The organism is Streptomyces sp. NPDC001157, from assembly GCF_053598255.1.
The window spans coordinates 112,572-134,587 of the sequence record NZ_JBSFJW010000028.1 but is presented as its reverse complement, the minus strand read 5'-3'; the positions used below and the strand labels follow the sequence as shown (position 1 = coordinate 134,587).

Annotated in this window: 16 protein-coding genes; 13 read left to right on the top strand and 3 right to left on the bottom strand. The window is 67.4% G+C overall.

Annotated features, from left to right (window positions below; all coding sequences use genetic code 11):
• Positions 1-431 precede the first annotated feature (431 nt).
• From ACWDAG_RS35520 to ACWDAG_RS35495, 6 genes are all read left to right on the top strand, one after another.
• Entirely contained in the window at positions 432-926 is a 495-nt protein-coding gene (locus ACWDAG_RS35520) for a Pycsar system effector family protein (protein WP_450699667.1), read from the top strand.
• The gene (locus ACWDAG_RS35515) at positions 923-1,651 is read left to right on the top strand and encodes a Crp/Fnr family transcriptional regulator (RefSeq protein ID WP_450699666.1); all 729 of its coding nucleotides are present in this window, start codon (positions 923-925) and stop codon (positions 1,649-1,651) included. The genes ACWDAG_RS35520 and ACWDAG_RS35515 overlap by 4 nt, the downstream gene beginning before the upstream one ends.
• Positions 1,652-1,769: 118 nt before the next feature.
• Complete coding sequence (locus tag ACWDAG_RS35510; protein ID WP_450699665.1) at positions 1,770-2,561, top strand: hypothetical protein; 792 nt, start codon at positions 1,770-1,772, stop codon at positions 2,559-2,561.
• On the top strand, positions 2,558-4,609 hold the full coding sequence (locus ACWDAG_RS35505; protein WP_450699664.1) for a hypothetical protein: 2,052 nt from the start codon (positions 2,558-2,560) through the stop codon (positions 4,607-4,609). The genes ACWDAG_RS35510 and ACWDAG_RS35505 overlap by 4 nt, the downstream gene beginning before the upstream one ends.
• Positions 4,606-5,394, top strand: coding sequence for a hypothetical protein (locus ACWDAG_RS35500; RefSeq protein WP_450699663.1), 789 nt, complete (start codon positions 4,606-4,608; stop codon positions 5,392-5,394). Before ACWDAG_RS35505 ends, ACWDAG_RS35500 begins: the two co-directional genes overlap by 4 nt.
• 355 nt (positions 5,395-5,749) lie before the next feature.
• Positions 5,750-6,232, top strand: coding sequence for a hypothetical protein (locus tag ACWDAG_RS35495; RefSeq protein ID WP_450699662.1), 483 nt, complete (start codon positions 5,750-5,752; stop codon positions 6,230-6,232).
• A gap of 520 nt (positions 6,233-6,752) precedes the next feature.
• Here the strand turns inward: ACWDAG_RS35495 and ACWDAG_RS35490 are convergent.
• Together ACWDAG_RS35490 and ACWDAG_RS35485 are read right to left on the bottom strand one after the other, a co-directional pair.
• A complete protein-coding gene (locus tag ACWDAG_RS35490; RefSeq protein WP_450699661.1) occupies positions 6,753-7,547 on the bottom strand; it encodes a hypothetical protein in 795 nt (264 codons plus the stop codon).
• A 460-nt stretch (positions 7,548-8,007) separates the two neighbouring features.
• Positions 8,008-8,160 (bottom strand): hypothetical protein, encoded by a 153-nt coding sequence (locus tag ACWDAG_RS35485; protein WP_450699660.1) that lies wholly within the window; start codon positions 8,158-8,160, stop codon positions 8,008-8,010.
• A gap of 2,216 nt (positions 8,161-10,376) precedes the next feature.
• Here ACWDAG_RS35485 and ACWDAG_RS35480 point away from each other — a divergent pair.
• Together ACWDAG_RS35480 and ACWDAG_RS35475 are read left to right on the top strand one after the other, a co-directional pair.
• Positions 10,377-11,243, top strand: a complete 867-nt coding sequence (locus tag ACWDAG_RS35480; RefSeq protein ID WP_450699659.1) for a hypothetical protein — start codon at positions 10,377-10,379, stop codon at positions 11,241-11,243.
• Positions 11,240-15,643 carry an AAA family ATPase gene (locus ACWDAG_RS35475; protein WP_450699658.1) on the top strand — a complete coding sequence of 1,468 codons (4,404 nt, stop codon included), beginning with the start codon at positions 11,240-11,242 and terminating at the stop codon, positions 15,641-15,643. Before ACWDAG_RS35480 ends, ACWDAG_RS35475 begins: the two co-directional genes overlap by 4 nt.
• Positions 15,644-15,796: 153 nt before the next feature.
• On the opposite strand, the gene ACWDAG_RS35470 is transcribed toward ACWDAG_RS35475, so the two are convergent.
• Positions 15,797-16,648 carry an HD domain-containing protein gene (locus tag ACWDAG_RS35470; RefSeq protein ID WP_450699657.1) on the bottom strand — a complete coding sequence of 284 codons (852 nt, stop codon included), beginning with the start codon at positions 16,646-16,648 and terminating at the stop codon, positions 15,797-15,799.
• 68 nt (positions 16,649-16,716) lie between these two features.
• On the opposite strand from ACWDAG_RS35470, the gene ACWDAG_RS35465 reads away from it, so the two are divergent.
• The 5 genes from ACWDAG_RS35465 to ACWDAG_RS35445 are packed head-to-tail and all read left to right on the top strand — an operon-like array spanning position 16,717 to position 21,815.
• A complete protein-coding gene (locus tag ACWDAG_RS35465; RefSeq protein WP_450699656.1) occupies positions 16,717-18,309 on the top strand; it encodes a type I-E CRISPR-associated protein Cse1/CasA in 1,593 nt (530 codons plus the stop codon).
• On the top strand, positions 18,306-18,911 hold the full coding sequence (casB, locus tag ACWDAG_RS35460; RefSeq protein ID WP_450699655.1) for a type I-E CRISPR-associated protein Cse2/CasB: 606 nt from the start codon (positions 18,306-18,308) through the stop codon (positions 18,909-18,911). The genes ACWDAG_RS35465 and casB overlap by 4 nt, the downstream gene beginning before the upstream one ends.
• A complete protein-coding gene (locus ACWDAG_RS35455; protein ID WP_450699654.1) occupies positions 18,908-20,251 on the top strand; it encodes a type I-E CRISPR-associated protein Cas7/Cse4/CasC in 1,344 nt (447 codons plus the stop codon). Before casB ends, ACWDAG_RS35455 begins: the two co-directional genes overlap by 4 nt.
• Complete coding sequence (gene cas5e, locus ACWDAG_RS35450; RefSeq protein ID WP_450699653.1) at positions 20,248-21,099, top strand: type I-E CRISPR-associated protein Cas5/CasD; 852 nt, start codon at positions 20,248-20,250, stop codon at positions 21,097-21,099. Before ACWDAG_RS35455 ends, cas5e begins: the two co-directional genes overlap by 4 nt.
• Complete coding sequence (locus ACWDAG_RS35445; protein ID WP_450699652.1) at positions 21,081-21,815, top strand: type I-E CRISPR-associated protein Cas6/Cse3/CasE; 735 nt, start codon at positions 21,081-21,083, stop codon at positions 21,813-21,815. Before cas5e ends, ACWDAG_RS35445 begins: the two co-directional genes overlap by 19 nt.
• Positions 21,816-22,016: the final 201 nt, after the last annotated feature.

Below are 22,016 nucleotides of genomic sequence, written 5' to 3'. Positions count from 1 at the left end.
GACGCCAACACCAAGCCCGCATCAGCCACTACAAACGACGCGGACACAGTCCCTGAAACTGCCCAGCAATCAGAACAAGCACCGTTGCAGTACTAAGTCCCGGTTGGATATCCCGGGCACGTAGAGCAGGCGGGGTCAGGGGCCGTGGGCCACCTCGCCGACGCCGATGGCTCATCCCCCTCGGCCGCCAGGGAAGTCCATGGACCTGGAGCGTCGACGCCGTGGTCGACGTGACCACCACCGGGAAGGACCTCTTCCGGCAGGCCTCGTCAGCGAACGCGTTCCGCCACCGTGACCTGGGAGTCTAGTTCCACGCCGAAGAGCCCATTCTCGGCCAAACTGCCATAAGTAGGTTTTCCGTCTGCTTACTGTGCCCAGACTTCAGCCCGGGGTGGCAGTGAACGCTCCGTTGCAGCTAGGGGGCTGGCTAGATGGCGGATGAGCCGACGGAAACCGCGTGGCGTATTCAGGCAGCTGTGGCGGATTGGACGGCCAAGGCTGATTCGAAAGCGTCGTTTGCCCTGACGATGCAGTCCACGGCGCTGGCCGTGTTGGGGCTGCTTGCGACTTCCAGGCGAGCGGCAGGTGATCTCGACTCCGCTGTGCCACGGCTGTTGTTGTGGGTCGGGGTCCTGCTCATGGTGGCCGGAGTCAGCTGCGCGGCTTGGGCAATCTCGCCCAACCTCCGCAAGGAGCGACGAGGGCCGGAGACCAGCGACGACTTCCTGTACTTCGGGCACCTCCGGCACCTGGAACCGGCAGTGCTCGAAGCAGCGCTGCGGGACAAAGATCCCTTGCCGTCACTGTCCCGGCAAGTTGTGGTGATGAGCGAGATCGCCTGGACCAAGCACCGCCGGGTGCAGTGGTCGCTGATGCTGGCGGTCGCGGGCTGCGCCGCCTTCGGCCTGGCGACCGTGGTCGCATGACACACCGGGAGGGCACCGTGATGAACTTCCGCTCCCTGGTATCCGCCGACGTATGGCGCGACTTGATCGAGCGCGGACGCCGGCGGACCTACCCGTCCCACACCGTGCTCCTCGCCCAGGGAGAGTCGCCCGACTGCGTGATCGCACTGGTCGACGGTCTGGTGAAGGTCGCGCAGAGCAATGAGGGCGGCGACGAACTGACTCTGATGCTGCGTGGGCCGGGCGAAGTCCTCGGGGAAATGGGCGCCTTGCTCGACCGCCCCCGCTCGGCCACCGTCACCGCAGCACGCCGCTGCACCGGCGTCGTCCTGCCCGCTCATGCCTTCCGCGGCTACGTGGAACGCCACCGTCTGGAGACGGTCATCTACCAACTGACCGTCGAGCGACTCAACAGCCACGAACGCTTACGAGCTGACCTGGTCCACCTGCCCACCCTCGCCCGTGTAGCCCGGGTGGTCAGTCACCTCGCGGACGAAGTCGGCCACCCCCAGGGGACGACCGGCACCCTGGTCGAACTAGGCATGCCCCGTGAAGAACTGGCCACGATGGCGGCGATGCGCCGCTCATCCGCACTGGCAGCCCTGGGCGAGCTTCAGGCCGCCGGCATCCTCGCACTGGGCCGTCGGCGCCTGATCATCACAGACGTAGACCGTCTCAGGGCCATCGCCCGGGGCGAGGAGCCACCCGACAGCAAGAGCCGCACGAACGCAACCCCCGCAATGTGACCCACCGCACCCCCGTACCGTCCAACGCTGGACTATTGCGTTTTCGGCTCTCCACGAGGGTGGCGTTCGCCGCGATTTGCGCGGCGACACACACCTTCATGTGAGAGAGGAGCGGCGCATGTTGCCGTCCTGGGAGCCGTTGTGGCCCTACCGGGCCGTCCTGGCCGTGGACGCCCGGAACTTCAGTGCGCTCGACAGCAAGAGCATGCAGCGGGTGAACGCCGACATCCCGCCCCTGCTGGCGCAGGCGCTCAGCGCCAGCAACGTCAGCGCTCACTGGGAGCGGCGGATGTTCGGCCAGCACACCGGCGACGGATACGTGGCCGGCATGGACCCGGAGGTTCTGCCCGCACTGGTTGGCTGCTTCCCCAACGCACTGCGCAACGCTCTCTCGCGCCGCCGCGCCGAGGCACCAGGAGATGTGCCCCTGCAGCTGAGGGTCAGCATCCATGTCGGCCCGCTACCGCACACAGGGCTCGGCAGGCCGATGGTGCACACCCACCGACTGCTGGACGATGACACGCTCCGGGCGGTGCTGAACCGCGCGAACCCGGAAATCACCAACACAGCAGTGATCCTTTCGCAGCGGGTGTACGAGGACGTCTTCGACAGCGGATGCCTCATTGGCGACGCCCTGCCCGCCCAGTTCGTCCAGCACCTGGTGAAGGTGAAGAAGTTCCGACAGCCGGCCTATGTCCACATCCCCGGCTTCGACTGGGCCCTCGCGGATCCCTCCATCTTCGAACCGGTCGACTCCGCGGAACCGGTCGCCGAAGAGCCTGAGGCCTCCGCGTCCGCACCGCCGCCCCTGGCAGCTACCCCTGCGCCGGGAAGCGTGAACTTCACCCACCACGGCACCGACGGCGTCCAGGCCTACAACCACTTCGGCGTGGGACGGGGGCAGCGATGACCGACGACGCGCAGGAACCGCAGAACGGTATCGAACCCGCCGCGCCGCACACCAGGCCTGCCGAGCCCCACGGGCCTGCACAAGCGACGCTCCAGCCACAGGACGGCCAGCGGGACGGGCAGCCGCAGCCCGCCCCGGTGAACTTCCGTCACTACGGGGAGCGGGGCATTCAGGCCTACAACCTGCACCTGAACGGTGAGCAGGTCATCCCCGTCCCCATCACCGAAACCGACCCGGCCTACAAGGCGAGCCAGGAGGGCCGGTTTGTTCCACCGCGGACCACGGAACCCTGGGCAGCCGCATCCAAGCACGTGGACGAATACGGCATCGTCGTCCTGTGCGCACCACCAGGCACCGGCCGCCGCACGGCCGCGGTTCGCCTGCTGCGCACCGTCACGAACAGGCCTCTGGCCCTGTTCGAACTCGACCCGGAGTGGTCCAAACCGTCGGTGCAGCCGCTGCCGAAAGACAGTGCGGCCGGGTACATCCTCGATCTCTCCGATCTCCCCGAGGAACCCGAGGACCATCTGGGCAGTGACCTCGTCCGCCACGGGGAGGACCTCCGCAAGAAGGACTCCTTCCTCGTCATCCTGGCCACCCCCGCGGACTGGTTCGGCCACTGGGCCGAACCCACCTTGCCGTTCACCATCCGCCTGGAATCACCCGACGCGAGGGCACTCGTGACGGCGGAACTCACCGCCCACCACCGAGGCGAGCGGGTGACCTGGCTTAACGAGACCGACTTCACAGGCATCTGGGAAGCCAATCCGTCCGCTCGCGCGGCGTGGCTTCTGGCCGGAAAGCTCATCCAGGCGTCGGGCCCCGAGGAGATCCAGGCCATCATCACCGAGTTCGGCGACTGGCACACGGACGTCGAAAGGCTCCTGCGTAAAGACCGAACCAGTCAGAGCGACGCGCAACTGCTGTCCATCCGGGTCACCGTCTGGGCCAGTGCCCTTCTACACGGAGGGCAGCGCAGTTCCGTCATCAGGGCAGCCGACAACCTCCTGACCAGGCTGGGACTTGCCCGCACCCCGGCCAACGTCCTGACGGACGCCACGACCACAAGTAGGTTGACTGCGGCGGAAGTCACCAGCAACGGGAACCTGGCCCTCCACGACGTCAAGAAGAGCGGGCTGCCCTCGGCCATCCTGCGCCATCTGTGGGACGAGTTCCCCACCCAGCACGAGCTGCTTCGCTCCTGGGCTATCGGCATCGCCGCAGACCGGCTCATTCCGGAAGAGGATGCCCGCCTGGTCACCAAGGCCCTGCTGCGCCTGGCGGTGGACCGCCACGAGCGGACCATCCTCGACGGCCTGGCCGACGACCTCGTCGGCGCCCGACGCTGGCTGGCCGTGGAGGCGCTGACCGAAGCCGCCGGCGACGCCGAACTCGGCCGTTACGTCAGGGACCGTCTGCGTACGTGGATGGATGCCAGGAGCCCGTCCGTCACCAAGGTCGAGCTCGTCATCGAGATCTGCGGCGGCACCTGGGGTGTTGAGTATCCAACGCTCGCCCTGACCAGGCTGGGCAAGGCCGCAGGCCGCGCCGACTACGGCTCCGTCACCTTGGCCAACGCCTTCCGCGAGCTGACCGTGCACCGGCCGGCGGAGGTACACAAGGCCGTCGGTCAATGGCTCAGCGATATGGAACGCCGCCCCGAGGATGTGAACCTGCGCCGCCAGACCCTCGGTGCCTTCCTGGCCCTCGTCTCCAGCGGCGAGGGAACGGACCTGATCCTCGACACGAACAGTCCCGAGACCCGCCTGCACATCGTCCACGCATGGCAGAAGCTGCTGCTGACCGACGACGCCGTGGACGTGGCCCTCTCACAACTGAAGCAGTGGCATCAGCGTTTCGAGGGTGACTCCGAGCGCAGGGAACGCCTACTCGACGTGCTCGCCGACATCTTCACCCCACCCAGCCTGCGCCCCCGTCTGGACCGCCTCATGGTGACGGAGGAAGCGGCCATCCATCCGTTCTGGACGGACGTCCTGGTACAGGCAGCCAACCGCTACCAGGCGTCCAAGGAGGAATCGGCTCCTTGAACCCCGGACCCACCCCCTGGTGGAGCAGACGGCGCTGCCGAATCCGGTCGCAGTGGCCGACCTCCCTGCCCGGCATCCGCTTCTGCGCCCGCGGCACCCTCACCTACCAGGCGCCCGCCCACACCAGAGCCAACGGCACCGCCTCTGCCCGAGCTGCAGCACAACTTGCCCTGGACACACTCGGACGCGGCATCACCCAGGCTCACCGTCCCGAACAACTCGACACCGCACAGCAAAATCTCACGCTCGCGACTGCCCACTGGCACACCTCGGAGGACAACCCGGGACTCTGGCTGAAAGCACGTATCACCCTGATGCTCACCAAGGAGGACGCGGTCCGGGCACAGAGGTTCCAGGACGCCCTGCGTGACGTGGCGCTTCAGCTCCAACAGGAGCAAGAACGCCGCGACCTGTTCCGACAGGCCGTCTTCAACATCCCGGACACCACACGGATGTGGTGGCTGGAGCGCCACCTGAACCAGCTGGATGCCCTCGACTGGAAGACCTTCAACGAGAAGATCCTCCCGCTCGTCGGCACGGGCGACGACATGCAGTCCAAGGCCGAACGCATCGCCCGAACCGTCCTGTACGTCTGGGAGAAACTCGGCAACGAACCAGGACAGCACGCGCGCTTCACCACCACCGTGCGCTCCATCGCAGAACAAATGGGATGGACCGATGCCCCCTGGCCGGCATCGGATGACCCGGCCACCACCGACTCACCTGGCAGCAGTGTTGACAGGGGCGTGCCCGACTCCCTCGCTGGGACGAGCACTGAGCGATGAGGCCGACTGCCCTGCGCTGGCTGCTTGACCCGGCAACCAGCCTCCTCGCCTTGCGGTTACGCGCTCAAGAACCGCACCGCATGTCGTACGACGCGGCCTGGCGGCTGGCACGGGTGACACGGCATCCCGACGAAATGGTGTACCGCCATCACGGACATCGTGCCGAGGAATCCGGCGACGAAATGCAGTGACCAGTCATTACGGCAACCTTGGGAGGCCATCCTCATAAAGCTAGGCAGTGACGGCTGACGGAGGCGGCTGAGGCACCCGCGTCACGTCGTCATCACGGTGCGCCCAACCAGCTGGGCGCGGTGGCAAGGCGCGCTACGGTGGCGCCCTCACCCCTGGGGGACCCATGCACGTCAGAGCCGCGGCGCTCGCCGCCACCCTCACCTGCCTTCTCGCGACGACCGGCTGCGGCGCCGGCGGCCTCGCCGGGGACGGCGCCCACGGGCTGCCGCACACGCTCGTCGGCGAGGACTACAACTCCGTCACCATGCTGGAGACCGACACGTCGGGGACGACGGTCACCGGCACTCTCGACACCAGCGAGGCGGACGGCGCCAACGTCACGCACCGGCACGGCAAGGTGACCGGGACGGTCAGGGGCGAACGCGTCACGCTGACCGTCGACTTCGAGATCGGAGGGACCGCGCTCAAGGGCACGCTCAGCGACAGTACGCTCACGCTCCAGGCACCCCAGCCCGACGGACAGATCGAGGACTACGTCCTCAAGCCGCACGACGTTGCGTACTACAACCAGCTCGTGCAGGAGCTTCAGGACAACGCGACGCCGTCGCCGCTGCCGTCCGAGCTTCTGGACCAGTACTTCGAGTGAGCTTCGCCGCGCTTAACCCTGGGTACTGTCCACGTCGAGATCGTCACCCGGGGGGTCCCTCCGGGTCGACAAATTGAAACTCGGGACCGCACGATGCCGGCAGATTCACCGGACGTTGCGAGGCCACCCACACTGTGTGAGACACCGACCGGCCAGGCCAGGGACCCCAAGGCCTGTCCGCCGGCCGCAACACACTGAGGCAGAAGGTCTCGTCGATGAGCAGCGGCCACGCGTCGGGGTCATGTGAGCACATCATCCATGCTTTCCGCGTCACCATGCCAGAGTAGGCGAGAGAGGCTTACCTTCGTCAGCGCAACGCCTCCCTGCTCCCCGTCAATGGGGGTGGCTCCGTACTCGGTCGTCCCGATCGGCTTCACCCGCTCTGCGCCCCACCACCCTGGAGGTGTTCCGTTCAAAGCGGCGGTTTCCCTGCGAACAGCAATGCTTGCACTCCACGTGACACGTCATCGGGTGCATGTCGACGCACTGGAGGTGTCAATTCCGGCACCTGCGACACCTTTTACCCGCCCACAACGGCATGGCTACGCGACCCTGCAGATCCCTCCAGATGATCGCGGACAGCCCTGGTGAACGCGTCGCGCTCCTCATAGAACCCAGTGCGCGGTTGCAGCCACCCGTCCTCGGCGATCAGTAACTCCCAGCACACGGGGGAACGGGCGACGGAGAGCAGCCGCGTGAGGTCGGGGTCGTTCAGCGCACCGGCCTCCCTGATCAGATACTCCAGAAAATCGAGATCGTCAGGACGCTGATCCTCGTCGCGATCCCCCCAGCCTTCGAGCAATTCGTAGGCCACCCACGCGGAGGAATGAGCATGCGACTGACAATATTCCGCATTCCCCGGACACCAGCCTTCCTGTAACGCCAGCAGTGCTGTACGCACCACAGCCCGCTTGACGGCATACCGCTCCATGCGCGAGCACCGCTCACGCATCGCCTCGGCATACCGAACGACACCATCCGGTCCCAACATCCTCAGCCCCGAGCACGCTTGCGCCAGCGCCTCACTTTTCGCACGAAGCACTTCCACACGAAACTCAGGGGCGATATCCCCCAACCTCCACACTCCGTCAACGAACGCATCTGCGGTGCGCAAAAACACCGTCCACGCCTCCCCCCTCTGCACCTCCAGCCGCAACTCCCGCTCCACTGCCGCCTGCGCGTACGTCGCCTCCAAAGCGACCCGGCGTGCGAACGTGGTCTGCCATCGCGCCACCATCACCGCAGCAACTGCCGCCACCCCCGACAACACCGCCCCCAACGCCGAGAAGGCAGCACCGATGTTCTGTGTATCCACACGCACAGAGTGCCGCCCCATCCGCCACCAACGGGGGCACACGACCAGAACAGCACAAACCCGGTCGCCAAATGTGAATGTGGTGAGGCAGACGACTCTCCGCCCCACCACATTCACTACGTAAGCGACTTGAAATGGCGGCCTCCAGACCTCACTCCGCCACCTAGGCGAAGCTCACAAGACCCAGCACACACCCAGCACGGGACAGGTCACCAGGGATGACGAGGGGTGCCCACAGGTCAGCACCAAACCAGCACCGGCATCACCAGCGAGCTCCTCTCAGGCGACCCCACAACGCCCTGACCTGCACATTTGTCTAGATCGATGCAGTCATGGTAAGCAGCGTCCCGAAAATTTGTGCAGCAATTTCATGAAATCGCTCTGACCTGCATGTTTCCCCCCACTGCACCTCAAAAACCAGCACGAACCAGCACGGGGCTAGCCGTTAACACCCGCCACGCTAACGCACGCCGCCCCCGGTCCGGGGCTCGGGGCGGCGGGCACGCAGGGCTTCGGCCGCCGACTGGATCTGCGCCTCGTCCGCTTCCTCGTCGTCCACGGCCAGCAGACGCTCCGCGTCGACCAGGTCCTCGCCCTCCGCGCCGAGCGCCACCAGGGCGCCGGCGAAGCGCCGCCCGTTCCCGCTCGCCCGCTACTTCCTCACGCCGGGCGGCCTGCAACTCCCCCTCCTGGGCAGCCTGTTCCCGGCGTTCCACCTCCGACAGCGCGGCCCACGTCCCAGTCCGGACAAAAGGCGTCGACTGTCCTGTGTGGAACGGGAGTTCGCCGCAAATGGGGTGCACACGCGCCGCCGTTGACACGCTGCCCCGGTAAATCGCGAACAGATCTCCCGCATCGCTCTTGCCAAGCACCCGATCAAGTCCCCGCTCAACGACGACTCGGTCCGCGCCTCTTGGAACGCGGCATGCGGAAGGGCAAGCCACGGCTGCTCGACCTCGGCGGCGACACAGGGGAATGGCTTCAGGGAGCACACGCAAACACCCTACGAGGCACCCCTTTTCGGGACCATCCCCGCGGGTGCGGGGAGCAGAGGACGAAGTCCTGGGTCGCCATCCTCGTCGCGGGACCATCCCCGCGGGTGCGGGGAGCAGACGGCAAGTAAAGCCTGGACGTCCGCGGACACGGGGCCATCCCCGCCAGTGCTGGGAGCACTCCGCGTGCCCGTCGGCTCATTTAGTGAGCTGGAGACCATCCCCGTAGGTGCCGGGAGCAGATGTCCCGTGCGGCCCGGTGACCGCTGTACCCGGGCTCATCTCCACCACTGCGGGGAGCAGTCGATCCAAAGGCGCACGTCGAACGGTGCCCCGGGATCATCCCGCGGGTGCGGCGAGCACCATTCCGCCTGGGCATCGGTCCAGGCCGGAGCCGGACCATCCCCGCGGTTGCAGGGGGCACGGAGTCGAGCCGACGGCCCAAAGATTCCAAGGGGGGCCATCCCCGCGGGTGCGGGAAGCACGCGAGGACGGAGAGGAACCGGAACAGGAGGCCGGGACCATCCCCGCCGGAGCGGGGAGCACATCGAAGCTCGTACGGAACTCGGACGCCCCGGGGGGCCATCCCCGCAGGTACGGGGAGCGCACGTCCACTCCGTGAATCACGGGTCAGGCTCCGGGACCATCCCGGCAGGTGCGCGAACAGAACGGCAGCATCCGGGCGTACATCTTGACCAGGGGATCATCCCCGCGAGTGCGGGGGTAGCCGATCGTGCCGGCGGTGTGTCCCACGCCAGCGGGACCATCCCCGCGGGAGCGAGGAGCAGTGCTTGGTCTTGTCCTGGGCCTGCTCGACCGCGGGACCATCCCCGCGGGTACGGGAAGCAGCCGTCGACATCCGGAGTGACCGGTGACGTGGCGGGACCATCCCCGCGGGTGCGAGGAGAAGGCCTACGTGTGATCGGAAGACCTGCCGATGGTGGGACCACTCCCGCGGGTGCGGGAAGCACCGTCGAGGTGGTGGTGGACCGGGCGCGGCGCGGGGACCATCCCCGCGGGCGCGGGGAGCACTGTCCCCAGTGTTCTTCGGCCGGGGGCACGGTGGGACCATCCCCGCAGGTACGGGGAGCCCCCTGCTGAATGACGCCGCCGTTGATCTGCACGGGACCAACCCCGCGGATGCGGGGAGCACTTACCTGCCACCTGGTTGATGGTCTGGCTGGCGGGACCATCCCCGCGGGTGCAGTGAGCAGACGGCAAGTAAAGCCTGGGCATCCGCGGACACGGGACCATCTCCGGCAGTGCTGGGAGCACTCCGCGTGCCCGTCGGCCCATTTAGTGAGCGAGGGACCATCCCCGCGGGTGCGGGGAGCGGCAGTCGTGGGCCGACACCCAGAGGACGTTCGCGGGACCATCCTCACGGTTGCGGGGAGCAGCGCAGGTGATCGCCCACGGCGGGCTTGAGGTCGGGACCATCCCCGCGGGTGCGGGAGCAGCCGTCCGGCTAGGGGAAACCGAGCCCGATGGAGGGACCATCCCCGCGGCCGCAGGGAGGGGGGCGGCTTGATGATCGTCTGGGCCTCACGTAGGGATCATCCCCGCCGGTGTGCGGAGTAGCCAGGCAAGCCACGTCATTGGGGTGTGCAGTGGGAACCATTCCCGCCGGTGCAGGAGGCACACCTCGGCGCTCGCTGACCTGATCTTCCCAGGTGCTGCAGGTACACGTTGGCAATTCATCCCATTGCTGCGTGGCGGCACAGGAGGAGGCTGTGGAGGCGGTCGTTGCCCAAGCGGCCGGATACAGCCCGTCAGAACTGGATGACGCACTAGTCTCGATGCCTGTCCTGAACGGCATGCTGGCGGGGGAAGCACGAACGTGACGCACGTTGTTGGGGTACACGGGATTCGGCAGTCCAGGGCGTCGAAAAGACAACTGACGGACGACTGGTCCGGGGCGCTCAATGGTGGTCTTGGCGAGCTGGATATGCCGGACCTGCCTGTCGACGCGTTGGAACTGCCGTACTGGACTGGGTTGTTGGAGCGCGGAGCGAACCACCTCGGTCCAGAGGAGGATCGCTTCGATGCCGCGGCGCCATTGAGCGAGGAGGAAGTCGACTTCGTAGCCGCGGCGCTGGAGGAAGTCGTCCGTCAGGAAGACCTGGACCGTATCCAACAGTTGGAGCTGCAGACGCTCGGTCTACCGCAGCTTTGGCCTCCACGTCTGACGCGCCTGGTGATGGCTTACGACCTGCGCTTTCCCCGGGGAGGGGGGAAGCTCCTTGTGAGTGCGATGCGTGAGGTGCGGTTCTACCTGCACGAGCCCGACCTCGCCGCTCGGGTTCGGGCCTTGGTTGCGGAGGCCTTCGGTGCGAGTACCTCCGTCGTCATCGGGCATTCGCTGGGAAGCGTGATCGCTTACGACTTGCTCCGCCGAGGCGAGATCGCACCGGACCGAACCGCTGCTGTGCGCACGCTCGTGACGTGCGGATCCCCGTTAACCATCCCCTCGGTGCGGCGTGGGCTGAACATCGCCGACGGAGCACCTTTGAAGCTGCCCGGCGGCATCGCGTGGGTCAACGTCTTCGACCCCGGAGACTTCATCACTGGAGGTAGGGGGCTCAGCACTCTCTCGCCAGACGTCACTGATGCGGAAGTCAACAACGGCATCGGAGACCCGCACAGCGCGCTCCGCTACCTGCGGTCTAGCCCGATTGCGCGAGTGATTGCGGACCACTGCCGGTGACCCAGAGCACGGCCCCGAAGACGAAGCGACGCACTCTGATCGAGATTGCTGTTTCGGAGTACGACACCGGCGACGCCGCCAGAGACGCTGTCTTCAAGAAGGGCATCGACGCACAGGTCGCCGCCGTGAGGGGGTGGTGGGCCGATGAGGATCTCGGCACGGAGCGCAGGTTCACCGTTGCTGCGCCCGAGCAACTCCACGATGTCTACGATCTCCGCGCTTTCCTCGATAAGAGAAGGCCGGAGAACGCGGCCCACAACGAGGCCCTTGTCATTTACATCACCGGCCACGGAGTCAGCCGACCGTCAGGCGACCATTTCCTGCTCCTGCCGAAGTCACACGAGCACCGTCTTCCGGCGACGGCGTTTCCGACCGCCGACCTGATTACGAGAGTATTGGACTCCGATGCCGACCATGTCCTGGTCATGGTTGATTCTTGCTACTCCGGCGTCCTGGACAGGGAGTTGCTGAGGCGCTTCCAAGCACTGAACGACACACGGCGACATCTGAACTCCCTCGTCGTTATCTCGTCTGCGAACGAGACAGGGACCCCACACCCGGAACAGTTCACGCGCTTTCTCGACGCCGTTGCCACCCACTTCAAGGCGCGAGAGTTGGGGTTCGCACGTTCTCACCTGAGCTTTGGGGAACTCTTCACGGCGATGACGGGCTTGTACGAGGTGGGAGTCGCGCCCGAAGTCCAGTTCCTCTGGCCGAGACATTCGCTGCTGGGTCGCAAGGAGCACGAGCATCCCAGTCCCTGCCTCCCTAACCCCGGCTATGAGCCTCAGCCTGAGCTCGACTCGTACTGGCTTTCCCGAGCTTCCGGGCGACCTTCTCGCGATGATCTTGGCTGGTACTTCACCGGCCGGACCAGTCACGTACGGCGCATGACCGAGTTCCTTGAGGGCGGGAGTGGCACTCTCGTCGTCACGGGGGAAGCAGGATCGGGCAAGTCCGCACTGCTCGCTCGGGTCGTCACGCTCAGCGCCCCGACATTCCGGTCCGACGAGAGGTATCGGTCTTTCGTCGAGGCGATACCGCCCGATCTCCTCGTGCCGGAGGGGGTCGTCGACGCTGCGGTGCTCGCCCGGAACATGGACGTTGATGAGCTGGCCGCGGCACTGTACACCGCGCTCACGGACAAACCGCCCGCCGGTGGCAGAACGATCACCCCACTCGATCAGCTTCTGGACCATGTGCTGGCCACTGTTCGCCAGGAGGGCCGGCCTCTGACGATCGTCATCGACGGCATCGACGAGGCGAGGAATCCGCGATGGATCGTCACCAATCTCGTCCGTCGGCTGGCTGAGCAGTGGACAGACGACGGACAGCCCGCTGTCCGGATGCTTCTGGGCGTCCGCAGTGCGCAGGTTGGCACAGTTGGTCGACTCCGTCCGTCACAGGACCGGGCATCGGATCTGCTGGACCTGCTGGTCCGTTCAACGGACGCCGACGAGCCCCTGCGGACGGACACTGGCACCGCGGAGGACATCGAGGCGTACGCCGACACGCTGCTCAGGACCCTGTTTGACAGTTCCGAGTCCTCAGAATGTCCGGATCCCCGCAGATTGGGCGAGGTTGCTGCCGCGGTGGCCGAGGAGACGGCACCCTCGTTCCTCGACGCCCGCCTCGCTGCCGAGGCGCTTCACACACAGAGGCGGCTGCCTGATCCGGACGATCCGGAGTGGCGGCGCACCCTGCGGCAGGGGACGCAAGAGCTTCTGCGGCAGGACATTGCCGCGATACGGCGCCATACAGGTCTGGCGGCCGAGCATGTCGTGCAGGTCCTGCGGGCCACGGCACTCGCGCAGGGCGCCGGCCTTCCGTGGGCCGAAGTGTGGCCGTGCGCGGTGACGGCACTGGCGGGAGGCGACGTCACTGCTCCTGATGCGGTGATCCGGGGCGTACGGGAGAACCGGCTCAACGGATATCTGACGACCGGGGTGGAGGACGACAGGTATGTCTACCGGCCGATTCACGAGCGCATCAGCGAGGTGCTGAGGGACAACCCGCAACTGCTTCTTGATGCCGATGCGACACCCGTGAGATCTGAGGTGTCGACGGCGGACGTGAGGCAGGCCCATCGGCAACTGGCTCATGCTTTCAGTGCTCTGCAGCAGGCGAAGGACGTGCCGCCGCACCCGTATCTACGCCGCCACCTGATTCAGCACGCAGCAGCCGGGGGTGTGCTGAACGACCGGGTTATCACAGAGAGGTTCCTGCCCTACGAGACGAGCGGGAACGTACGGGGCACTCTCGGACTGCTCTCGGAGCATGCCGAGGACACGACGTGCCTGTCCGCGTGGACCCGCATCGAACCCTTCCTTGCCGACGCGCCGCCCCTCGCGCGTGCGGAAAGCCTGCGCTTTGCCCTAGGCGAGTCGCAGACCACCGCTTCTTCGAGCACCCGCGGCACGGGCAGCCCGGCCGTCGGGAATCTCGTGCCCAGGTGGAAGGACCTCACGGTGCCGGGCAACGTCTTGGCGCGAGAAGACGCGGACGTCTGTTCCCTCGTGTCCTTCACCTTGCGGGACGGGACGCCGCTGATCGCCGTGGGCGGCGCCGACGGCACCGTACGGGTGTGGGATCCGTCCACCGTGACTCCGGTCGGCCCACCGATCTTGGGGCCGGGTCCCTTCGCGCGGACACTGGCCGTCGTGCCCCGTCCGCAGGGAGAGCCCCTGTTGGCCGTCGGCTGCGACATCGGCGCATGGACGTGCGATCCGCTGAGCGGCCAGCACGCACCACTGCCCGTCACCGCCTCCGTTCACGACATGGTGTCCTTCAGCGACCAGCAGGGGGCGGTTCGGCTGGCCATCGGTACGTCCGACGGTCTCGTCCTATGTGATCCGCATACCGGGACTGTGCTCGCCAGCGACATGGCGGACGCAGACGCCCCGGCCGGTCCGGTGAACGCCCTTGCCGTCCTGCGCCTGCCCGGCGACCTCACACTTCTGGCCGTTTTCAGAGCGGACACCGTCGAGATTCTTGACGGTACATCCCTCGACCTGGTGTGCACCGTGCCAGCCCCGGAAGAGCAATTCTCCGCGCTTGCCCTGCTCAACACGCGGAACGGCAGCCCCATGCTGGCCATGGCAACGCGGGCCTCGAAAACGGTCAGATTCTGGGACGCCCTGACAGGCGCTGAACGCCGGCACCACACGATCAGGCAGTCCGCGGCCGTTCTGACGCCCTACCCCCAGCCAGACGCGGACACCCTGCTCGCGCTAGGCGCCGACGACGGCGCCGTGCAGCTGTGGGATCCCGAAACCGGCGAGGAGGTCTGCCGGTTTCCCACCGACCACACAAGTGCCGTAACGGGGCTCGCTATTGTACGTGGCCTCGACGGAGTGCCCGTCCTGGTCTCCGGCTCGCTCGACCGGACCGTCCGTGTCTGGAACCCCGCAGCGTGGACCCCCCGCACAGCGTGGTCCTCCCGGTCTGCTGGCGGAACGCTGCACGCGGTGCTGCCAGGGAGCTCCGGTCCCGCCGAGCTGGTCTCGGTCGGCCTCGACCGGAACCTTGTCGTGAGGTCGGCCGACACGGGCGAGGTCACCGCCTCGATCGCCTTTCCCCAGGCAGGAGTTGAGGGCCCGGTGACGGCCCTCGCCACGCACACGGCGGCGGACGGTTCCGCGCTGGTCTTCGTAGGGCTGCCGGACAAGACGGTCGGCTGCTGGAACGGCGACTGGCAGCTGATGAACGTCTGGACTTCGGAAGAGGACCACGCGACCGCGTTCGTCGCCTTCGCCGACGGTACGCGAACCATCCTGGCCGTAGGGACCAGCCGCGGATCGGTCGCGTACTGCGACCCGACGACAGGCGAGGTGCTGGGGTGGCTACACGGCCGCGAGGACACCTGCCGACCCGTCTCCGCGCTGGCGTACCTGCCCCTGCCATCGGGCGGTGTTCTCGCTGTCGCCTCCGGCCAAGGCGTACTGCTGTGTCGCCCGTTTCACCAATCTCATGACGAATGGCCGGGACATATCGGCCCCGTGGAGTCTCTGGCCGTCTGTCCAGGAGATGAAGAGGGCGAGTGGCTCCTGGCAGCCGGAGCAGTCGACGGCGGCGTACACCTGTGGGCGCCGGCTGCTCCGGAGCAACAGCCGTTCACACTGCCGACCCGGCATGACGGACCCGTATCCGCCCTCGGCATCGTGCGGCCAATCGGTTCCCGCCCCCTGATAGTAAGCACCGGCCTCAAGGACACGACCATGCGGCTGTGGGATTTCCGCACAGGGGAAGAGGTGCTGCGACTGGTCACCGCCACGTCCTTGACATCCCTCGGCGTCCCGCCGCTCCACAGCATCCCGCCCACCCAACAACCTCTGATCGCCTTCGGCGGTCAAGCCGGGATTGCCGCAGTGACGCTGCGGCTGGCACAGTCCGAGGAATAGCCCGCAGGTCAGTGCGGACGCTACTAGTCACCTTCTGCCAGGCCCATTACGATCGGCGCGCCGCCATCGGCGGGTTGATCTGCTCCGCACCGCGGAGATGATCCTTGTGGCGACTGAAGAGGCATCAGCCCCGCAGAGCGGGGATCGCGGCTGTCACCCGGCCACGCGCATCCGTGAGACCGCTTCCCGGGCGTGCGCCCGCGCGCGGTCGGACATGGCCTCTCGGGTGTCGTAAGGCGAGGCGAAGCCGCCAAGCGTGCCCCCGCAGGCAAGGCCGTTGCACTGGGCGACCAGGCGACCGAAGGCCGTCAGCCGCAGGGGATCCGAGGGCCGAATCAGGTACGGAAGACTCCGTGCGTCGATGCCCACGTGGTGGGCGACGGCGTCTACCAACGCGGCCCGGACCGCATCCCAGGCGAGGCCGCCGGTCGCCCGATAGGCCTTGGCGACCGTGTCGACGTGCAGCACGTCGGCGGAGGGCCGGTCGAGTGCGTAGGCGGCCACGTAGAGGCCTTGATGGTTCTGATCGCGGCACCGCTCACCGTCGACGTACCCTGCACAGTCGCAACCGGTCAGCCGCGGCAGTACCGCCGCCGTGATGTGCGCTGGATCGGCGTGACGAACCCGGGCCCCAACGGGCGGCAGCGGAAGCCCCGCCCGCAGTGCTTGCTCCCGCCATGCCGTGCGCGCCTGCTCCAGGGCGGGGGCGGGCTGCTGCCCCGCACCGAACGAAACCATGTGCGACGGGCTGGCGTGGCCGATACGGCTCACACCTGCCAGGAAAGCGGCCGCCACGCGGGCACTTTGCTCGGCCTCAGCTGCGAAACCCTCAGCGAGATCCGCCCGTTGCCGTGGGCTCAACACCTGCTCCCACAGTTCGAGCATGACGGAACCAGCGGTGACCATCTCAGCGACGAGCGGATTCCATACCAGTCGGCCGGAGAGATCGATCGTCCCCCAACACCATTGGTATGCAGTGCCGTTGAAATCTTCTGGTTCGCCCATATTGCCCTCATCCCCCGTGCTACGGTCCTGCCGCATCTCATCAGATAACTGTGGCGACTGAAGGAGAGATGCAGGTGCCGTTGTCCGAATTACATCCGTCTCCAGCGGAGGAGTTATGTCCTGGCTGGGACCCGCGACGACAAGCATGCGTCCCGGCACTGACAACCGCCGGGCAAAGTACCTCGGTCACCCTGGTCGGTGCTCTGCGGCGCGCGGACGAGTTACTCGGCGTCTCGGGAACGACCGCTGGGGAGACCGTCGCACTGCTGGAGTACCTCCTCGCCGTCTGCTACGCCTCCGGGTCCTGCCCGGCGACGGTCGACGAGTGGCTCGAGCAGGTGTATAGCAGCAGCCCGCTGACCGGCGCCGCCAACTGGCTGGACAGCCGCCCCGACGAACACTGGAACCTCTTCCACCCCGTGGAGCCACTGGGGCAGAACGCTCTCCTTGCTCCTTACCTCGACGAACACGGAGCAGGCCCCGCCCAGCTGGTGATCGAGCACGCCGGGGACTACAACCTGTTCTTCGACCATCACCACCTCGAACACCCTGCTCCGCTGCCCGCCGATGTCGCCTTCCGGGCGATGCTCACCCAGCACGCCTACGGACCCGGCGGCCGCGCTCGGATCTCCGGCAAGGACACCCTGGGGCCTACGATCACCAACCTAGCCGCAGGACGCCTCGGCGCACGCATTCGCGTTTTCGCGCTGGGCACAACGCTCGGTGACACGCTGCGACTCAACCTTGTGCCGGGCGACGGAGCCCCCGGCCGCTTCAACCGCACCTGGACAGTGGCTCCCCAGCCCCGCCGGGGATTTCAGACCAAGCCAACGGGGCGGCGGGTGGACGGGCCAGCCGACCTGCATACCGTTCTCGGACGCTCGATCCTCATGCGGCCGGCCCTCACCGAGGACGGGCAGCCTGCCGTCGACCGTGTCCTGGTGGCGGCCGGTGAGCTCCTCGAACCGCTGGCCGCACACCACCTGCAGGACGCGGTCTACACGACAACGGCGGACGGTACGGCGAAGCCGCTGCGGCCCTCGGCCTCCCGGGCCCTGTGGCGCGAGGCGCATGCCCTGTACGCCGCGGTCGCGGACCGGGACCACGGGCCCGACCTCTACGACCGCCTCGCCAGGCTCAGCGGCCGTCGGCTCAACCTCTGGACCGTCGGACTGATCGCCAGACAGACCACGGTTGTCACCTGGGTGTCGGACACGTTCCCCTTCGTGCCGGGCCGGGAGCGTGACCTGCGGTACGCGGCCGAGCGGGGTTCCCTCATCGCCGAGTACGTGGCCTCCAGCCTGTCCAGGGCGGCGTATGTCGCCTGGACCGTGACGTACCCCAACCCGAAACCGGCCGACAAGGACGCCCAGCTCGCCCGGTTCGACGCGCGGCCGGAGCACTGGGCCCACACTGCGGAGCCCTTCCACGTGCTGTTGGACGAGACGACGGCAGCAGAGAACGAGGATCAGGTCGACGCGGCGCTCGTCGAGTACGCGGCCGTGCTCGCGGAGGCCGCGGAGCGTTTCCTGCGTAACCGGCTTGATTCGCTGCCCGCCAACTCGCGTGGCTATCAGGCGCGGGCGCAGGCGGTTCGCCGCCTTGCAAGCGACCTCACCGGGCCTAAGGCCCCTGACGAACTGAAAGGGGACCGAACGTGATCGCCGACGCACCGGGGGCTGGAAACCGGAACACACTCGCCGACGAAATCCGCGTGCGCGGGCCCGTGCGCAGTGAACTGCTCACGCAGTGGCTGGTCGCTCTGGTGAACAGCCGTGACTACGGAAAGCTTGCCGAACTGCGACGGCCAACCATCAGTCAGAACGCACACATCGAAGCGGGCTGGTTCGACCCGCGGCGTCGTGAGGTGTTCGAGCAGGTGGCCTTCCTGTTCGCCGTCTACCACCGGGGGGCCGTCGAGCCGTCGAGAGGCTATGGAAGCCTCGGGGCTGCTGCCCGCGGGATCGGCACCAGCGTGGGGCGTGGTCCCGACGACGCCGGTGCCAGTCGGCTGATGGACCGCATCGTGGCCAGTCGCCGGCCTCCCCTGCGACACCTTCAGCACGCCATCACCCGGCTGCGCTCGTGTGACCGGCCGCCGCCCTCCTGGTCACGGCTCGCGGACGACCTTGCCCGCTGGACCGACCGTCAGGCCCGCATCCGTTACCAGTGGGCCGTCGACTTCCATGCGCCGCCGCCGAGACCCACCGCCAGGAACAACAGGACCACCACCACGACGACAACGAAGGACACGCTGACGTGAGCACCCACGTTGCCCTGACCGGGCACCAGTTCCTCTCCCTCCACTTGCTGGAGACCCTCGCCGCGGTGCTCCCCGTCCGGGACGAGAACGGCGCCCCGAAGTCCATCGTCTATGGCGGCGTGGAGCGCCACATGATCACCAGTCAGGCGCGTCGTCGTGCCGAGCGGGTGTTCTCGCGCGATCGGGCGAACGCCCAGAAGGGGCCGCTTGCCGGACACACCATGGGTGTCCGCACCCGTGAGTGGGCGCTGGTGACCGCTCGCGCCTTGGAAACGCGGCATGGCTGGGCCAAGGAGCAAGCCCTGCCGACATCGCGAGCGGTTCTGCAGGCCATCGGCCTCAAATTCGGCGACCCGGCGAAGCCCACCGTCGCCAATCTGACCAAGGTGCTGCTTTTCGCACCGGCGGACGCGGGCGAGCGTATCGCCGACCACATCAACACCGACAAGGCGACGATCGGCGCGTGGGCAGAGCAGTACATCGCCCTGTCCGAGGCGACAGCGGCCGCGAAGAAGCTGAAGGGGCGGCGCAAGAGCGGTCCTCAGGAGGAGGACGCGAGCACGAACGAAGCAGACGGCGCCGCCGAGACCGCCGATGCCAAGCTTCCCGCGTTGCCGAAGGCGACCCGGAATGCAGTTCTCACTGCGTTGGCGCCCCGCGACGCGATCGACATCGCGCTCTACGGCCGCTTCCTCGCCGAGATCCCGGGCTCGCCGAACGTCGACGGGGCGATTCAGAGCAGCCACGCCTTCACCGTCCACGAGGCTGAGCACACGGACGACTTTTACGCCGCCGCCGACGACGCCAAACTCGCCCGCAAGAGCAACGCCCTCGACTTCCTCGACGCGGCTGACGATTCCGGAGCGGGCATGACCGGCTACCAGGCCCTCATCTCCGGCACCTTCTACCGCCACGCCGTCCTCGACCGTCGCAAACTGCGGCAGAACCTGCGCGCAGCAGGCATGTCCGAACCGGACGCCGAGTCCGCCGCCGTCGCTGCCGAGGCGGAGTTCGTCAGCTCCTTCGTCAACGCCTTCCCGGAAGCCAAGAAGAACTCGACCGCCTCGACGGGAGTGTTGCCCGCCCTGGTCCTCGTCTTCGACGGAGACCGCCCGTTCAACTACGCCGCCGCCTTCCAAAGGCCCATCGACGAGGTCTCCGACGGGGGACCCGCCGGGGAACTCGCCGTACGCCGACTCCTCGCCCACCACGACTTCGTCTGCCGACGGCGCGACGACATCACGGCAGGCCGCATCCTCACTTACGACCCGACCATCCACGCCGTCCTCCAGGAACTGGGTGTCAAGGACGTGGAGTCCGTCGAGGAGCTCACGGCGTGACCGGGCACGTCCTGCTCATCAGACTCGCCGCCCCGCTGCAGTCCTGGGGGACGGTCTCCCGGTTCTCCCGACGCGACACCCACAACCGACCCACGAAGTCCGGGGTGATCGGCCTGTGCGCCGCAGCCCTCGGGCACGACCGCGCCGAGGAACTCGACGACGATCTCGTCGCAGCCCGCTTCGGCGTCCGCGCCGACCACCCCGGCACCCCGGTGCGCGACTACCACGTCGTCGGGGCTGGCAGATATCCGGTCCGCCCGCGTGACATCATCACCGATCACCGCCTGGCGGCCGCGCTGGCGGCCGACATGGCGAACACCGACGGGACGGCGTTCGGTCACCACGAGCTCGCCGACTGGTACGGAGCGCCGAAATACGTCGTCACCGAACCGGATTCAGGCGCCTTGGTCTCCAAGCAGCTCTCTCGGGACGCGCTCATCACCGAACGCTGGTACCTGGCCGATGCCGCGTTCGTGGCCGCGCTGCAGCACCCGGACCGGGCCTTCCTCGAAAGGATCGCTGTGGCGCTGGAGAGCCCGAAACGCCTGCTGTGGCTGGGCCGCAAGTCGTGCCCACCCTCCGGAACGCTGGCCGGCCCCCTGAACAGCGGGGCCATCGAAGACGTCTTCAAGTCCACCGCTCTCCTGCCCTCGCAGAGCGTCGGGCCGCGGCCGTCACCCCGACCCTGGGCATGGGTTGAAGCACCACCGGGCGCCCCAGCAGCAACCCCCGTACAGGACCAGCCCGTCACCTTCGACGCGAACCATCGCGCACACACCACGCGGTGGGAGACACGGACCCGCGTCACCATCGCCGAGAACGCCACCGAATGGGACGTCATCCCGTGACCAAGCCTCCAGCTGCCGCCCGCTTCGTTGCCACACATAGCGTTCTGACCATGGATGCCCGGCACCCGTACACCGCCAAGTCCCTCGTCGACGCCCAGGACATGCACCGCACCGTCATGAGCGGCTTCCGCGGCTGGGTCACGGACGGTGACCCCGATGCCCGCGCCCAGATGGGGGTGCTGTCCACGTGGTCCGTCGACCTGAAGGCCGGTGCCCTCGTCCTGGTCGTGCAGTCCAGAGTCCCGGGAGACTGGGCGGGTATGCCCCGCGGCGCGCTCAACGACAAACCACACGTAATCACGGTCGACCGCACGTTGCGCGCCGGTGACTCCTTCACCTTCCGCGCCGTCGTCAACCCCACATACAACCGCCTATCCGGGCCGCCAGCTCCGGACCGCCCTCGCGGCCGCCGAACCGCTCACACCCGCCCCGACCACGTGAAGAACTGGTTCGTACGCCGCCTCCAGCCCCCCGGCGAACCACGCAAAGCACCCGACGGCCTCACCCGCATCGGCGCTACCGCCGAAGAAGAGTCCCTTGCTGTCCGGATGCTCCCCACCGTCACAAGCCCCGGCCCCCACAAGGGCCTGCGCATCGTCCGCGCGGAAATCCGGGGCACGCTCACCGTCACTGATCCTGCCGCCCTGGTCGACGCCATGACTCAGGGCATCGGGCATGCACGGGCGTACGGCTGCGGGCTGCTGCTCACCCGGTAAGCGCCTGTGCCGAGATGGTCCCATCGCCAAGTGGCGCGTGAAGTGGACCAATCGGTGCTCCTCGCTCTTGCGAGGATGGCCCCTACCCACTCACCTCCGGGCAGGATGCCCGGCACTGCTCCTCGCACCGCGGGGGGATGGTCCACCCGCGATGGATGACCCGCGGTCCTGGTTCGACTGCTCCCAGCACCCGCGGGGATG

What these genes read in the sequence shown, in the direction of transcription:
- ACWDAG_RS35520 (WP_450699667.1), top strand. Translation starts at nt 432, where the DNA reads ATGGCGGATGAGCCGACGGAAACCGCGTGGCGTATTCAGGCAGCTGTG.
- ACWDAG_RS35515 (WP_450699666.1), top strand. Translation starts at nt 923, where the DNA reads ATGACACACCGGGAGGGCACCGTGATGAACTTCCGCTCCCTGGTATCC.
- ACWDAG_RS35510 (WP_450699665.1), top strand. Translation starts at nt 1,770, where the DNA reads ATGTTGCCGTCCTGGGAGCCGTTGTGGCCCTACCGGGCCGTCCTGGCC.
- ACWDAG_RS35505 (WP_450699664.1), top strand. Translation starts at nt 2,558, where the DNA reads ATGACCGACGACGCGCAGGAACCGCAGAACGGTATCGAACCCGCCGCG.
- ACWDAG_RS35495 (WP_450699662.1), top strand. Translation starts at nt 5,750, where the DNA reads ATGCACGTCAGAGCCGCGGCGCTCGCCGCCACCCTCACCTGCCTTCTC.
- ACWDAG_RS35470 (WP_450699657.1), bottom strand. Translation starts at nt 16,648, where the DNA reads ATGGGCGAACCAGAAGATTTCAACGGCACTGCATACCAATGGTGTTGG.
- ACWDAG_RS35465 (WP_450699656.1), top strand. Translation starts at nt 16,717, where the DNA reads ATGCAGGTGCCGTTGTCCGAATTACATCCGTCTCCAGCGGAGGAGTTA.
- ACWDAG_RS35445 (WP_450699652.1), top strand. Translation starts at nt 21,081, where the DNA reads ATGGGACGTCATCCCGTGACCAAGCCTCCAGCTGCCGCCCGCTTCGTT.